Below are 12,265 nucleotides of genomic sequence, written 5' to 3'. Positions count from 1 at the left end.
GCTTTTGGCTAATAATCGATGAAATGAGATTTTTGTAAAAAAATCAATAATTTAAAAAATACAACATGAAAAAGCACGATCAAACACCGATTTTGGCCTACGCCATCACCATTTTCTTGAGCGCGTTTTTGCTGTTCCAAGTTCAGCCCATGCTGGGCAAGATGATCTTGCCGTGGTTTGGGGGTGCCGCTTCGGTGTGGACGGCGTGCATGTTGTTCTTCCAATCCTTGTTGTTGCTGGGCTATTTGTACACCCACTGGGTGATGCGCCTGCTGAGCCCGCCACGACAGAGCTTTTTGCACATTGCGCTGTTGCTGTTGTGCCTTTTCTTTTTGCCCATCAGCCCCTCGGAGTCCTTGAAGCCCCTGGGGTCTGAAAACCCGACGTGGTTGATTTTGTATCTGTTGGGTGTGACGATCGGCCTGCCCTACATGGTCTTGTCCACCACCGGCCCTTTGGTGCAAGCTTGGTTTGCCAAAGAGCGATCAGATGTGGTGCCGTATCGTTTGTTTGCCTTGTCCAATTTGGGCTCGATGCTGGCCTTGCTGGCCTATCCCTTGTTGATCGAGTCGGCCTTGCCCACCCGCATGCAGTCTTGGATGTGGTCGGCGTTTTTTGTGGTGTTTGTGTTGTGCTGTGTGTACTTGTCGCGGCGCAGTTTGGCATTGGCCGGCGATGAGACGGCCCCCAGTGGCGTTGCCCAAGACAGCACAGAGTTGCCCGAAGCAGCACCACGCCTGGTCCAACAGCTCATCTGGGTGGCCTTGGCCGCATGCCCCTCGATGCTGATGGTGGCCGACACCAGCTTCATGACCGAAAACATCGCCCCCATTCCATTGATGTGGGTCATGCCTTTGGCTTTGTATTTGCTCTCATTCATCATTTGTTTCGAGCTGCCGTCTTGGTACAAGCGGGCGTTTTGGGTGCCATGTTTTGTGCTGTCTTTGGCCCTGTTGGCTTATCTGCCCTACTTGCGCATCGGTGAATGGCCGGTGCCACTCAATGTGGGCTTGAATTTGCTCGCATTCTTTGTGTTGTGCATGGCCTGCCATGGCGAGTTGGCGCTGCAAAAGCCCAACCCCCGTCATTTAACGGGCTACTACCTGATGCTGTCGGTGGGTGGCTTCTTGGGTGGGTTTTTTGTCGGCGTGATCGCGCCTTATTTCTTCAACAGCAGCTATGAATATTCGGTGGGTCTGGTGCTGTCGGCGGTCGTGGTGCTGGCGGCTTTGTTGGGCGCAGCGCAGGGGATGACGCCCAACTGGCGCACATCGGTGGGTGTGCTGGGTGGGGCCATGTCCATGGCTTTGGTGTGGACCAGTGTGAGCTACCACCAAGCCAAATCTGAGGGTGTGACTTGGAAGGCGCGCAATTTTTATGGTTCGCTCAAAATGTATGAATACGGCGGCTACCGCCGCATGTTGCATGGCCAAATCATCCACGGTCAACAATATGTGAGCGACGATTTGCGCAGGCGCCCCACCACCTACTTCACCCCCGCCTCGGGCGTGGGTTTGGCGATGTTGGCCAAAGGCGAAACAGGGCCCTTGCATGTCGGTGTGCTGGGCTTGGGTGTGGGCACCTTGGTGGCCTATGGTCGCGCTGGCGATGTGTACCGCTTGTATGAAATCGATCCCTTGGTCATTGAGTTGGCCCAAGAAAAATTCACCTACCTCAGCGACACCCCCGCCAAGCTGGAGATTGTTTTGGGTGACGGCCGCTTGCAACTTGAGCGTGAGCCCTCGCAGCAATTCGACGTGTTGGTGATGGACGCTTTCTCGGGCGACTCGGTACCCGTGCATTTGCTCACCCTCGAAGCCTTCCAAATCTATTTCAAACACCTCAAGCCCGACGGTGTGTTGGCGATGAATGTGACCAACGCCTTTTTGGACTTGGTGCCCGTGCTCAAACGCGCCGCCGATCACTATGGCAAACAATTCCGTTTGCTGGAGCACCCCGGGGACCAGGACTTGGCGTTTCCATCCAGGTGGGTCCTGATCACGGGCAACAAAGACTTTTTTGACCATGCTTCGCTGCAAGCCATGCGTGAGGTCGAGGCACCCGAAGGCTTTGCCGCCTGGCGCGATGATTACAGCAGCCTGTTGGCCGTGCTGAAGAAAAAACCATGAACTCCTTCATGTGCAGCTAGCGCCACACCCTCAGTCGTTATCTCCCATGGCTTGCGCGACTGAATCTGCTGCTTTCCAGGCCCCACCTGATGAGACGAGACGCAAATTGATATTTAAATAAATATCGCGATATTTAGTATTAAAGTTTATTTATATGTGGTATCGTGATTTTTGAGATTTAAAGTGACTAAAAATCTCAGGTCCAACGGCTGCCACTCAGCGGCCAATAAAACATCACAACTTTGGAGCCTTTCATGAAATTAACCAAAATCTTCTTGGCCGTTGCCATGGTCACCACCAGCATGGCCACCATCAGCCAGACCGGCGGTACTGCTGCCGGCAGCAGCAGCGGCGGTCAGCAGAAATCTGGCGGGGCGTCAACCGGCGCCAGCGCAACGGGTGGTCAGTCTGCCGGCCCAAGCGCTGGTGCCCCAAGCAGCAGCGGCGGTCAGCAGAAATCTGGCGGCGCGCAAACCCAAGGTGCGGGTGGCAGCCAAGGCGGCGGCTCGGCCGGTGGCCAAGCCGGCCCAAGCGCTGGTGCCCCAAGCAGCAGCGGCGGTCAGCAGAAATCTGGCGGCGCGCAAACCCAAAGTGCGGGTGGCAGCCAAGGCGGCGGTTCGGCCGGTGGCCAAGCCGGACAAAGCGCTGGTGCCCCAAGCAGCAGCGGCGGCCAGCAGAAATCTGGCGGCGCGCAAACCCAAAGTGCCGGTGGCAGCCAAGGTGGCGGCTCGACCGGTGGCCAAGCCGGGCAAAGCGCTGGCGGCCAAACCAGTGGCGGCCAGCAGAAGTCTGGCGGCGCACAAACCCAAAGTGCCGGTGGTCAGCAAGGCGGCGGCCAGCAGAAATCTGGCGGCGCACAAACCCAGGGCGGTGGTCAGCAAGGCGGCCAGCAGAAATCTGGTGGCGCACAACCCCAGGGTGTTGGTCAACAAGGCGGCCAGCAGGGCGGCCAACAAGGCGGTGGCGGCCAGCAGAAATCTGGCGGCGCACAAACCCAGGGTGGTGGTCAACAAGGCGGCCAGCAGGGCAGCCAACAAGGTGGCGGCCAGCAGAAATCTGGCGGCGGACAAACCCAAAGTGCGGGTGGTGGCCAAGGTGGCGGCTCAACCGGTGGACAAGGCGGCCAAAGCGGTGGTGGCCAACAAGGTGGTGGGACTGGTGGCGGTCAAGCCGGTGGAACAACTGGTGGGACCGGCGGTGGAACAACTGGCGGTCAGACAGACAGTCAGGGTGGTCAGGGTGGTCAGGGTCAGGCCAAGTAATCCTCAACGGATGATCCCAGGTGTCTCCCATGCCGTTCACAAGGCGTGGGGGACGTTTTAATTTTTTTAGAGTGGTTTCAATATGAAGATGAAGAAGATTTTTGCATCCTTGAGTTTGGCTTTGGCAGCGCCTGCATTTGCACAGGATGCAGTTGCTTTTAAATTGGACGATGTCACCCTCAGGCCCATCAAGTTCAACGAATTTGTTGCTCAGGTCAAAGAAAGCAATGCATGGGTGCGGAGCAAGAAGCTGTCCAACGAATCCACGGCTTCATGGCAGCAATCCATGTCCGCTTACAACATGAACCCCTCCTTCAGCTACAGCAGGGGCACCTTCTATGCGGCCGCGCCCATGGAGAGTTATCGCACACCGCAGTCAGGGACATTTACCTTGTCGGGCAATATTGAAGGCCGCGGCAAGCAAAGCGCGAGAAAAGAGTTTTCGGGGGCCGAGGTGATTCGCCAATCGGTGGATCTGGGCGCCATGGTGTATGGCGTCGAAGTGGATTCGGCCTTTTTGTTCTTAGACGCCTTGCGGGTCAAAAACCTGTGGATGGTCAAAGACAAGGCCGTCACAGAATTGGAAAAAATGGGTGGTGCAGACAACAAGCAAGCCATCGACGACTACAAGCAGTTCAAGACCGATCAAGCCAACGATTTCAAATACTTTGCATTGGGCATGGCCAGCTATTTGGGCAAGCCCGGCGCTGTGCTGCCTGATCCCACGGCCGATCTCAATGTGTCCATCCGGGACTTTGATGTCAGAAGTTTGGTGGACAACGCCCGTCGTTCACGGCCTGATATCTTGTCGCTAGAAGCCGCATTCAATGTGGCCAAAACGGCCGACAATTTGGCGCAAAAGAACCGCAACCTCGATTACAGCGTCAGCGTGTACGCTACAGATACGCCGTCTTATAGCGTTTATTCGGCTGACTATGACTCGACAACCAATTACCTCAGAGGTATTTCGTACGGCTTTTCCATCAGCGTGCCGATCCCTGTCAGTCAGTTGTATGACGCCGATCTGGTGGCCGCTAAAAACGCCCGATTGCAAGCGGAAATCATGCTCGATGACGCCAAAAACCGGGTCTATTTCGAGGTCAATCAGGCGCTGATTCAGTTCAACAGCGCCAAGGCCAAATTGCAAACCGCTTTGGACAATCAAAAGAACTTGGCAGGCAAAAAGATGGCCAATTTGGATGACGTCAATGGCTGGCATGCCGCCGAGGTCGAGGCCATTGATGCAAAGGTCAATTACGCCAAAGCCATGTTGTTTTTGGGCCGTGTCAGTGGCTTGAAAAATGTTTTAGCCCTTTGATTTTTTGAAATGCTCTAAGCGCTATTTCAAAGGATAAAAAATGGTCCAACCTCGACATCTGCACCAAGTGGCCTCGGCGGTCCTGTGGTGCCTTGCGAGCTGTTTGGCCACCGCACAGACGGCCCCCACTGGGCAGCAAGCACCGACACAAGCAGGCGCACTGGCTGCCAATCCAATCGGTGGCCCGATAGGTGCACCGGTCCTTGGCCAGCCTGGCGGCCTAGGCGGTCCACCCATGGGCGTCCTCCCCGGCGCTCCAATGGGCAACATGGGCGGCCCCGGTGGTCAGATGGGTGGTCCTCCAGGCGGCAACATGGGTGGCCCACCCCCTGGGCAAATGGGCGGCATGGGCGGTCCCGGTGGTCAGATGGGTGGCCCTCCAGGCGGCAACATGGGCGGCCCACCCCCTGGACAAATGGGCGGCATGGGCGGCCCGGGTGGTCAGATGGGCGGCCCTCCAGGCGGCAACATGGGTGGCCAACCCCCTGGACAAATGGGCGGCATGGTTGGCCCAAGTGGACAAATCGGTGGCCCCGGTGGACCCATGGGCAGCATGGGCGGACCTGGAGGTCAAGTTGGCGGCCCACCCAATGGCCAAATGAACGCAATGGGTGGCCAGCGCATGGGGATGGCCCCCTTCGGTGGCCCAATGGGCGCCATGGTTGGCCCCGGCGGTCAGATGGGCGGCATGGGCGCACCCAGCACCATGGGTGGACCTGGCGGCCCCCAAATGGGTGGCGCTGGTGGGCAAGTGGGTGCAGGCCCAGTTGGCGTTCAATCTGGCCCAGGCGGATCGGCAGCAGGTGGTGCTTCTGTCGCCCCTGCGGCCCCACGTTGATCACCAGCTCTGCGAAAGACTTTGAGTTGTACATATCTCTAACGGATAAATCTCATGAATCAATATAAACATTTAAACCACAAATCTTTGGCTGGGCTTTTGGTTGTGATGTCGTCAGTGGTGTTTGCTCAGACGGGACCAGCACCAGCACCAGCACCAGCACCAGCACCAGCACCAGCACCAGCACCAGCACAGGCTTCTCCATCAACTGTTGCCAAAGTGGCGACGTGTCCACCCACCTGTTCGGGTCCGCCACCAGGCATGCCCGGGTCAACGGCTGGCCCTGGGCCCAGTGGTTCTGGTGGCGTGGGTGGCCCCGCGGGTGGGCAACAGCAAATGTTGTTGCTTCAACAAATCGCCAAGCCCCCAGCCGGGCAACAACCCGCCCAACAAATGGGTGGCGCACCTGGTGGTCCCGGGGGCAATGCCCCGGGTGGTCAGATGGGTGGTATGGCACCCGGCGGAGCACCTGGCGCTAACCCGCCTGGGATGCAAATGGGTGGCATGGGTGGTGCCCCTGGCGGCCCAATGGGTGGCGCTCCGGGTGGGCCAATGGGTGGCCCCGGTGCCGGTCAGATGGCAGGTGGCATGGGCGCACCTGGTGGGCCCATGGGTGGTCCTGGTGCCCCGGGTGGACAAATGGCAGGTGGGATGGGTGCCCCTGGTGGCCCAATGGGTGGCCCCGGTGCCGGTCAGATGGCTGGTGGCATGGGCGCGCCCGGTGGCCAAATGGGCGGCATGGGCATGATGCCCCCAGGCGGACAAATGGCTGGCGGTATGGGTGCCGGTCCCCAACCTGGCGGTGCGCCCGGTGGTCCTCCGCCTGGCGGAGCACCGGGTGGTCCTCAGGGCGGCGGTCAGCCTGGCGGCCCTCAAGGGGGCCAGCAAGCGGGTGGACCTCAGGCCGGTGGCGCTCCTGGGGGTGCTGGTGGCCAAGGTGCCACGACAGGTTTGGCCGCTGGTACTGGCAGTGGTGCCGGTGGCGCGTCACAAAATCGTGGTGGGGTGGTGTCGCAATCACGTGGCGGTGCTGGCACCCAAACGGCATCGGGTGCTGCGGGGTCTTCCGGCGTGAGCAACCGGTCATTTTTGAACACCCAAAGCGTGGCATCGGCGTCCTTTATATCGAGGTCACCGACCGGTCGTTGAGGCCATGGCGTCTACAGCGAAAAGCCCCAGCAGTCACCTGTTGGGGCTTTTTTACGGGCGCTCTATATGGGCGAAGTCATGTTGACTGTTTTGCCCCTGTGACGATGGTGCCTCAGGCCAGTGTCGCGCCGCTGATGTGCGGCGCATCACTGCCCCTTGAAATCAGGCTTGCGCCCACTCAGATGGGCTTGCATCCCTTCATCGGCGTCGCGGGTGAACTCGAAGCTGCGGCGCAAATGGTCTGACAACAACCTTGCCGCCCCAAAGCCTTGGCTCATGCGGGTGCGGGCGATGGCTTTGGCACCCAAGCTGGCCAAGGGGCCCACTTGGGCATATTTCTCTGCCAGTTCGTTCAGCGCGGGCAGCAGTTGTTTGCCCTCCACCACCTGGCTGACCAAGCCCATGTGGTGCAGCTCTGTGGCGGTATAGATTTTGGACAGGGCCACCATCTCCAGCGTGTGGGCCATGCCCACCATCGCAGGCAGGCGCACTGGGGCACCCGCACCTGGAAACCCGCCCCATTGGGCCTCGGGGAATTGCCAAGTGGCGTGTGCGGCCATGAGTCGGATGTCGCTGACCAGGGCCAATTCGCAAGCCCCTGCGCGGATGGTGCCGTTGATGCCCGCGATCACAATTTGGGGCAAAGCCTCCACCGCGTCAAAGGTGCGGTTGGCCAGGGCCACCAATTCCAGCGTCTTGTGCTTGCCCAGGCTTTGTTTGATTTGGGGGGTCAAGATGCCATGCGAGAAAAAGGCCTCGCCGCTGCCATGGATCACCACCACGCGCACAGATGCGTCTTGCGCCACTTCTTGGGTGTAGGCATAGAGCTGGCTGAGCACTTCTTCGCTCAGCCGGTTGTCGCGCTCGGGGTCGTCGAGCACCACCCATGCGACGTGCCCTTGGCGGGCCATGGAGATGCCTGTGGTCATATCAAACGGGCCATGACAGCGCTCAGGCGGCCGGGTATTGGTCGTCGGTGACAGCGCTGCCCCAATCGGTTTTGCCGATGGATGTGGCGGTGTGCAGCATGTAGCTGCCCTTTTCAGCACCGTGCCAATGGCGCTCGTGGGGAGCGATCCACACGATGTCCCCCGTGCGGATGCGTTGGGGCGGTTTGCCATCCAAGCAAATCCAACCGCTGCCGGCGATCACATTGAGCATTTGGCCTTGCTCATGCTGGTGCCAGTGGGTGCGTCCGCCTGGTGCGAAAAACACATTGTTGATGGTCACGTTGTCGGTGGTGGGCATGATGGGGTCGCCCCACACCGTGCCGGTGCAGGTGGCAGAACCCGTGCGCGACTCCGAGGGAACGCCGGCTTGGCGAGCGTGAAAAACTTGCATGGAAAGTCTCCGAATGGTTTTAAAAATCAGCAGCGCATGGACAGCTTGTCAGGGGATATGGGCTGCGCTGGCGGCGCATGTCTTTGGCCCGATCAACAACTCCAAGCTGCGTGAAATATACGCCAATGACCAGGCTTGAAGCTGCTCTCTTCTATAAGCGACATTCAAAAGGAGGGGATTCCTTGCATTGACATGCCTGACCGCCTGGACCACCATCGCCCTCAGACGAGCCAGCCTTAGAAAGACCCCTTCCATGTCCCAGTCCGTGCCGCCAACAACGACAGACAAAAACGGCGATGATTTTTTAACCGCCGTGGGACCCGAAACACCTGGCGGTCAATACCTGCGCCGTTACTGGCACCCGTTTATGTTGGCCAATGAACTGCAAGACTTGCCAGTGGCCCTGCGTTTGATGGGTGAAGACTTGGTGGTGTTTCGCGACCGGTCTGGGCGCATTGGTTTGTTGCACAAGCACTGTTTGCACCGTGGCACGTCTTTGGAGTTTGGCATCCCCGCTGACCAAGGCATTCAGTGCTGCTACCACGGTTGGAAGTTTGACATCGACGGCACGATTTTGGAAACCCCCGCCGAGCCCGCCAACAGCAAAATCAAACACAACTTCAAGCAAGGCGCTTACCCGGTGCGTGAACTGCATGGCTTGTTGTTTGCCTATCTGGGCCCACCCGAGCACATGCCCGAGTTGCCCGTGCTCGATACCTTTGCCAAAGACGATGGCAATCAACCGGTGCCGTTTCGCTTCCACATGCCGTGTAACTGGCTGCAAGTGGTGGAAAACGCCTGTGACCCAATTCACAATGTCTTCTTGCATGCCATTGTCAGCAGCCAGTTTTCAGATGCCTTCAAGGTCTTGCCTGCGCTGGATTTTGTTGATACACCGATGGGCTTTTTGTCCATGGCCACACGCTTGGTCAATGGCCGGGTGTTTGTGCGCGCCAGCGACATCATCATGCCCAACATTGGGCAATTCACGGGTTCGAGCAACAAAGCTGCGGATGACAGCTTTCGCATCGGCTGTGGCCGCACGCGCTGGGTCACGCCGATCGACGATGTCAACTGCCACTACATTGGTTATGTGCACTTCAGCCCCAAATATAAACCTTATGGAAACCTCACGCCCGACGATTTGGGGGTGGACAAGGCGGGTTTGATCGGGCAAACCGATGAGCGGCCCTACAAAGACAGACAACGCGAGCCCGGCGATTACGACGCCGTGGCCAGCCAAGGCCAAGTGGCGAATCGGCGCGCCGAGCACTTGGGCACCACCGATCGAGGGGTGGTGATGTTTCGCCGCTTGCTGGCCAAAGCCATCCAAGCCAATTTGCAAGGCGACACACCGGCCTTGCCCCAGCCCATGCTGTGGGACGGTAAAACCAGAACCTATGCCCATGAATATGTGCTGAGTGTGGCCCCCGAGGCGCAGGGTGCGTCGAACGATGCTTTGCAAGCTTTTGGTCGTGCGGCGGCGCTGGCGGTGGTGGCGGCCCAAACCCTGCGCATGGGCCATGATGGTATTGAGTCACAAGCCCACCAACAGGTGCTGCAACTTTTAAAGGAACTGGTTAAATGAACTTTCTCAAGCTGTGCTTGCTGGCCCTGATCTTTCCCATCACCGGCCATGCACAAAATTACCCGCAACGCCCCATCAAGCTGGTGGTGGCCTATCAAGCCGGTGGGGCCACCGATGCATTTGCGCGCATCGTGGCGCAAAAGCTCTCGGGATTCATGGGTCAGCCGGTGGTGATCGACAACCGCGCGGGCGGCAACTCGGTGATTGGCACCGACTTCGTGGCCAAGGCCCAGCCGGATGGGTACACCTTGTTGCTCAACCCCGCTTCGCACTTGACCGTGCCCTTTTTCAACAAAAAAATGCCCTACGACGCGGTCAAAGATTTCACCCCCATCATTGCAGCCGCCTACAACAACCGCTGCATCGTGGTGCACCCGTCCTTGCCCGTGCAAAATTTGACGGAGTTGATCGCTTATGCCAAGAAAAACCCGGGCAAGCTCTCCTATGGGGTGGCGGCTTCGGGCTCTGCCCAAGAATTGGCCGGTGACTTGCTCAAATTCACCACCGGCATTGACATGGTGCCAGTCCCCTATAAAGGCGGTGCTCCCGCCATGAACGACTTGCTCGGTGGGCAAATCCAGATGGGGATTTTTGTGTTGGCCGACACCTTGCAGCACATCAAGACGGGTCGATTGCGGGCGCTGGGCATTGTGGAAGGGCGCCGATCTAAAGCTGCGTCTGACATCCCCACGGTGGCCCAGGCCGGTGTGCCTGGCTTTGCCATTCCCGACCAATGGATTGGCATTTTTGGTCCCGCAGGCTTGCCCGCCAACATTGCCCAGCGCATCAACGCCGAAATGAACAAAACCTTGGCCTTGCCCGATGTCAAGGCGGCATTGGAGAACATTGGATACGAAACCATTGGCGGCAGCCCAACTGAATTTGCCACCATGGTGGCTGACGATCAACGCAAATACCAAAAACTGTCTGAAACCATTGTCCTCAATGTGCAGTAAAACGCTTTTATCCTTCCACTTTTCACAGAAAGACTGACCCATGAAATTGGTGACATTCCGCACGCCCCAAGGGGCTGAACATGTGGGCTGCATGAGCGCAGACCTGGCCTCGGTGATTGATCTGACCGCCGCCGATCCAGCGGGTGCCTGCCGCGACATGCTGGCATTGATCGATGCCGGCCCCGCAGGCTTGGACGCGGCCCGCGCATTGGCCCAAAAGGGTGCGCATGTGCACCCGCTGTCAAGCGTGCAACTGATGGCTCCCTTGCCCAGACCGCGCCGTTTGCGCGACTGCCTGGCCTTTGAAAAACACGTGCGCCAATCGCGAGCCAACCGCTATTTGTTTGGGCAGGGCAAAGAGCGGGTGGACCCGGCATCCATTCAGTTGGCCAGCGCTTGGTACAAAAAGCCGGTCTATTACAAAGGCAATGTGTTCAGCATTGTGGGCACCGAGACGCCCGTGCAGTGGCCTGCCTATTCACAGGTGATCGACTATGAGTTGGAGGTCGCCATCGTCACCAACCGACCCGGCAAGGACGTGCCCATCGACCAAGCCCTGAGCTATGTTTTTGGCTACATGGTGTTCAATGATTTTTCGGCCCGCGATGCCCAGTACATCGAAATGCAAACGGGACTGGGCCCATCCAAAGGCAAAGATTTTGATACCGGCAATGCCATGGGCCCATGGCTGGTGACGGCCGACGAAGTGCCCGACCCCCAGGCACTGACCATGATCGCCCGGGTCAATGGCCAAGAGTGGTCGCGCGGCAACAGCTCTGAGATGCAACACAGTTTTGCCGCCATCATCAGCCACGCCTCAGATTCAGAAACCTTTTACGCCGGTGAGGTCATTGGCTCTGGCACAGTGGGCGGTGGATGCGGCAACGAACTGGGCCGCTTCCTCAAGCATGGGGACGTGATGGAGTTGGAAGTCCTCGGCTTGGGCGTGTTGAGTAACACCATCGTTGCCCCCCATGTGTTGCAAGTGCCCACCTTGCCGATACACATCTTGGATTAGGACCGCATCGGAGATGATCACCTCTCGTTGGCCATGGCTCAACCATGGCCGGATCGATTTACCCGATCAGCTTTCATACGGCGGCTGTGAAGCTGGATGGGTTCAATGCCAACGGGGGTGACATTCAAATGTCCATCATTGGGTTGATCTTTGTAGCCGTCACACTGGTGTGCGGCGTGGCCTACTGGTACGTGGATAAAAAAATGGTGTTTGCCATCGAGTCGCTCAAGGACTTGTACAAGCTCTGCTTGATCATCATCTATGCGACCCAGTTGATCTTGATTTTCATTTTTCTGTTTTGAGCCCAGCGCCTGGGGCCCAGCGCGAAGGAACTCAGTTGGCGCGGGCCACCCAAATGGTGGCGCCTTCGGGCCCATAGTGCTCTGCATGGGGGACGTTGCGCGCCAGACGAAATGTGTCGCCTGCTTGCAATTGACGCACCTCGTCACCCACAGTGAGACTGTAGTTGCCGCGCACCACGCGCACGCTGGCATCAAAGGGGTGGGTGTGGGTGTCAAGCACGATATCGGCCTGCCACTCTCGCACCAGCACTTCATCAAAACCTTCGTCCAACGATTGGGCGGTGAAGGCATCAAAGGTGATTTCGCTCATCAGTTCTCTCCTTGCAAATTCAATCGGGGTTCAGGGTTTATTCGGGCTCAATGC

General features: G+C 58.3%; 13 protein-coding genes. 8 read left to right on the top strand and 5 right to left on the bottom strand.

The window, feature by feature from the left end:
• The first annotated feature begins 65 nt into the window (after positions 1–65).
• The gene (locus AC8GFZ_RS07020; protein WP_506643708.1) at positions 66–2,129 is read left to right on the top strand and encodes a spermidine synthase; all 2,064 of its coding nucleotides are present in this window, start codon (positions 66–68) and stop codon (positions 2,127–2,129) included.
• 377 nt (positions 2,130–2,506) lie between these two features.
• Here the strand turns inward: AC8GFZ_RS07020 and AC8GFZ_RS07015 are convergent, their stop codons facing one another.
• The gene (locus AC8GFZ_RS07015; protein ID WP_506643706.1) at positions 2,507–3,223 is read right to left on the bottom strand and encodes a hypothetical protein; all 717 of its coding nucleotides are present in this window, start codon (positions 3,221–3,223) and stop codon (positions 2,507–2,509) included.
• A 256-nt stretch (positions 3,224–3,479) separates the two neighbouring features.
• On the opposite strand from AC8GFZ_RS07015, the gene AC8GFZ_RS07010 reads away from it, so the two are divergent.
• Positions 3,480–4,709 (top strand): TolC family protein, encoded by a 1,230-nt coding sequence (locus tag AC8GFZ_RS07010; RefSeq protein WP_506643704.1) that lies wholly within the window; start codon positions 3,480–3,482, stop codon positions 4,707–4,709.
• A gap of 235 nt (positions 4,710–4,944) precedes the next feature.
• Complete coding sequence (locus AC8GFZ_RS07005; protein WP_506643702.1) at positions 4,945–5,547, top strand: hypothetical protein; 603 nt, start codon at positions 4,945–4,947, stop codon at positions 5,545–5,547.
• Between the two features lie 52 nt (positions 5,548–5,599).
• Here the strand turns inward: AC8GFZ_RS07005 and AC8GFZ_RS07000 are convergent, their stop codons facing one another.
• Positions 5,600–5,752 (bottom strand): hypothetical protein, encoded by a 153-nt coding sequence (locus tag AC8GFZ_RS07000; protein WP_506643700.1) that lies wholly within the window; start codon positions 5,750–5,752, stop codon positions 5,600–5,602.
• Positions 5,753–5,883: 131 nt separating this feature from the next.
• Between AC8GFZ_RS07000 and AC8GFZ_RS06995 the strand changes: the two genes are divergently transcribed.
• Positions 5,884–6,696 (top strand): hypothetical protein, encoded by an 813-nt coding sequence (locus AC8GFZ_RS06995; RefSeq protein ID WP_506643698.1) that lies wholly within the window; start codon positions 5,884–5,886, stop codon positions 6,694–6,696.
• 146 nt (positions 6,697–6,842) lie between these two features.
• On the opposite strand, the gene AC8GFZ_RS06990 is transcribed toward AC8GFZ_RS06995, so the two are convergent.
• Both AC8GFZ_RS06990 and AC8GFZ_RS06985 read right to left on the bottom strand, forming a co-directional pair.
• Positions 6,843–7,625 (bottom strand): enoyl-CoA hydratase/isomerase family protein, encoded by a 783-nt coding sequence (locus AC8GFZ_RS06990; protein ID WP_506643696.1) that lies wholly within the window; start codon positions 7,623–7,625, stop codon positions 6,843–6,845.
• A 22-nt stretch (positions 7,626–7,647) separates the two neighbouring features.
• A complete protein-coding gene (locus AC8GFZ_RS06985; RefSeq protein ID WP_506643694.1) occupies positions 7,648–8,037 on the bottom strand; it encodes a cupin domain-containing protein in 390 nt (129 codons plus the stop codon).
• Positions 8,038–8,290: 253 nt separating this feature from the next.
• On the opposite strand from AC8GFZ_RS06985, the gene AC8GFZ_RS06980 reads away from it, so the two are divergent.
• The 4 genes from AC8GFZ_RS06980 to AC8GFZ_RS06965 are packed head-to-tail and all read left to right on the top strand — an operon-like array spanning position 8,291 to position 11,901.
• Positions 8,291–9,625 carry a Rieske 2Fe-2S domain-containing protein gene (locus tag AC8GFZ_RS06980; RefSeq protein WP_506643692.1) on the top strand — a complete coding sequence of 445 codons (1,335 nt, stop codon included), beginning with the start codon at positions 8,291–8,293 and terminating at the stop codon, positions 9,623–9,625.
• Entirely contained in the window at positions 9,622–10,581 is a 960-nt protein-coding gene (locus AC8GFZ_RS06975) for a tripartite tricarboxylate transporter substrate binding protein (protein WP_506643690.1), read from the top strand. Before AC8GFZ_RS06980 ends, AC8GFZ_RS06975 begins: the two co-directional genes overlap by 4 nt.
• Before the next feature lie 40 nt (positions 10,582–10,621).
• Entirely contained in the window at positions 10,622–11,599 is a 978-nt protein-coding gene (locus tag AC8GFZ_RS06970) for a fumarylacetoacetate hydrolase family protein (protein WP_506643688.1), read from the top strand.
• Positions 11,600–11,643: 44 nt separating this feature from the next.
• On the top strand, positions 11,644–11,901 hold the full coding sequence (locus AC8GFZ_RS06965; protein ID WP_506643686.1) for a hypothetical protein: 258 nt from the start codon (positions 11,644–11,646) through the stop codon (positions 11,899–11,901).
• A gap of 31 nt (positions 11,902–11,932) precedes the next feature.
• Here the strand turns inward: AC8GFZ_RS06965 and AC8GFZ_RS06960 are convergent, their stop codons facing one another.
• Positions 11,933–12,211 carry a cupin domain-containing protein gene (locus AC8GFZ_RS06960; RefSeq protein WP_506643684.1) on the bottom strand — a complete coding sequence of 93 codons (279 nt, stop codon included), beginning with the start codon at positions 12,209–12,211 and terminating at the stop codon, positions 11,933–11,935.
• Positions 12,212–12,265 lie beyond the last annotated feature (54 nt).

It is taken from the genome of Limnohabitans rimovensis (SeqCode) (genome assembly GCF_965234775.1).
Lineage (GTDB): Bacteria > Pseudomonadota > Gammaproteobacteria > Burkholderiales > Burkholderiaceae_C > Limnohabitans > Limnohabitans rimovensis.
The sequence above is the reverse complement of the archived record's forward strand: the minus strand, read 5'-3'. Positions and strand labels throughout refer to the sequence as shown.

Bases quoted from the DNA above. Each gene is read 5' to 3' on its own strand.
- AC8GFZ_RS07020 (WP_506643708.1), top strand. From the start codon at position 66: ATGAAAAAGCACGATCAAACACCGATTTTGGCCTACGCCATCACCATT.
- AC8GFZ_RS06980 (WP_506643692.1), top strand. From the start codon at position 8,291: ATGTCCCAGTCCGTGCCGCCAACAACGACAGACAAAAACGGCGATGAT.
- AC8GFZ_RS07000 (WP_506643700.1), bottom strand. From the start codon at position 5,752: ATGGAGAAGCCTGTGCTGGTGCTGGTGCTGGTGCTGGTGCTGGTGCTG.
- AC8GFZ_RS06970 (WP_506643688.1), top strand. From the start codon at position 10,622: ATGAAATTGGTGACATTCCGCACGCCCCAAGGGGCTGAACATGTGGGC.
- AC8GFZ_RS06985 (WP_506643694.1), bottom strand. From the start codon at position 8,037: ATGCAAGTTTTTCACGCTCGCCAAGCCGGCGTTCCCTCGGAGTCGCGC.
- AC8GFZ_RS07005 (WP_506643702.1), top strand. From the start codon at position 4,945: ATGGGCGTCCTCCCCGGCGCTCCAATGGGCAACATGGGCGGCCCCGGT.
- AC8GFZ_RS06960 (WP_506643684.1), bottom strand. From the start codon at position 12,211: ATGAGCGAAATCACCTTTGATGCCTTCACCGCCCAATCGTTGGACGAA.
- AC8GFZ_RS06995 (WP_506643698.1), top strand. From the start codon at position 5,884: ATGTTGTTGCTTCAACAAATCGCCAAGCCCCCAGCCGGGCAACAACCC.
- AC8GFZ_RS06975 (WP_506643690.1), top strand. From the start codon at position 9,622: ATGAACTTTCTCAAGCTGTGCTTGCTGGCCCTGATCTTTCCCATCACC.
- AC8GFZ_RS06965 (WP_506643686.1), top strand. From the start codon at position 11,644: ATGGCCGGATCGATTTACCCGATCAGCTTTCATACGGCGGCTGTGAAG.
- AC8GFZ_RS07010 (WP_506643704.1), top strand. From the start codon at position 3,480: ATGAAGAAGATTTTTGCATCCTTGAGTTTGGCTTTGGCAGCGCCTGCA.
- AC8GFZ_RS06990 (WP_506643696.1), bottom strand. From the start codon at position 7,625: ATGACCACAGGCATCTCCATGGCCCGCCAAGGGCACGTCGCATGGGTG.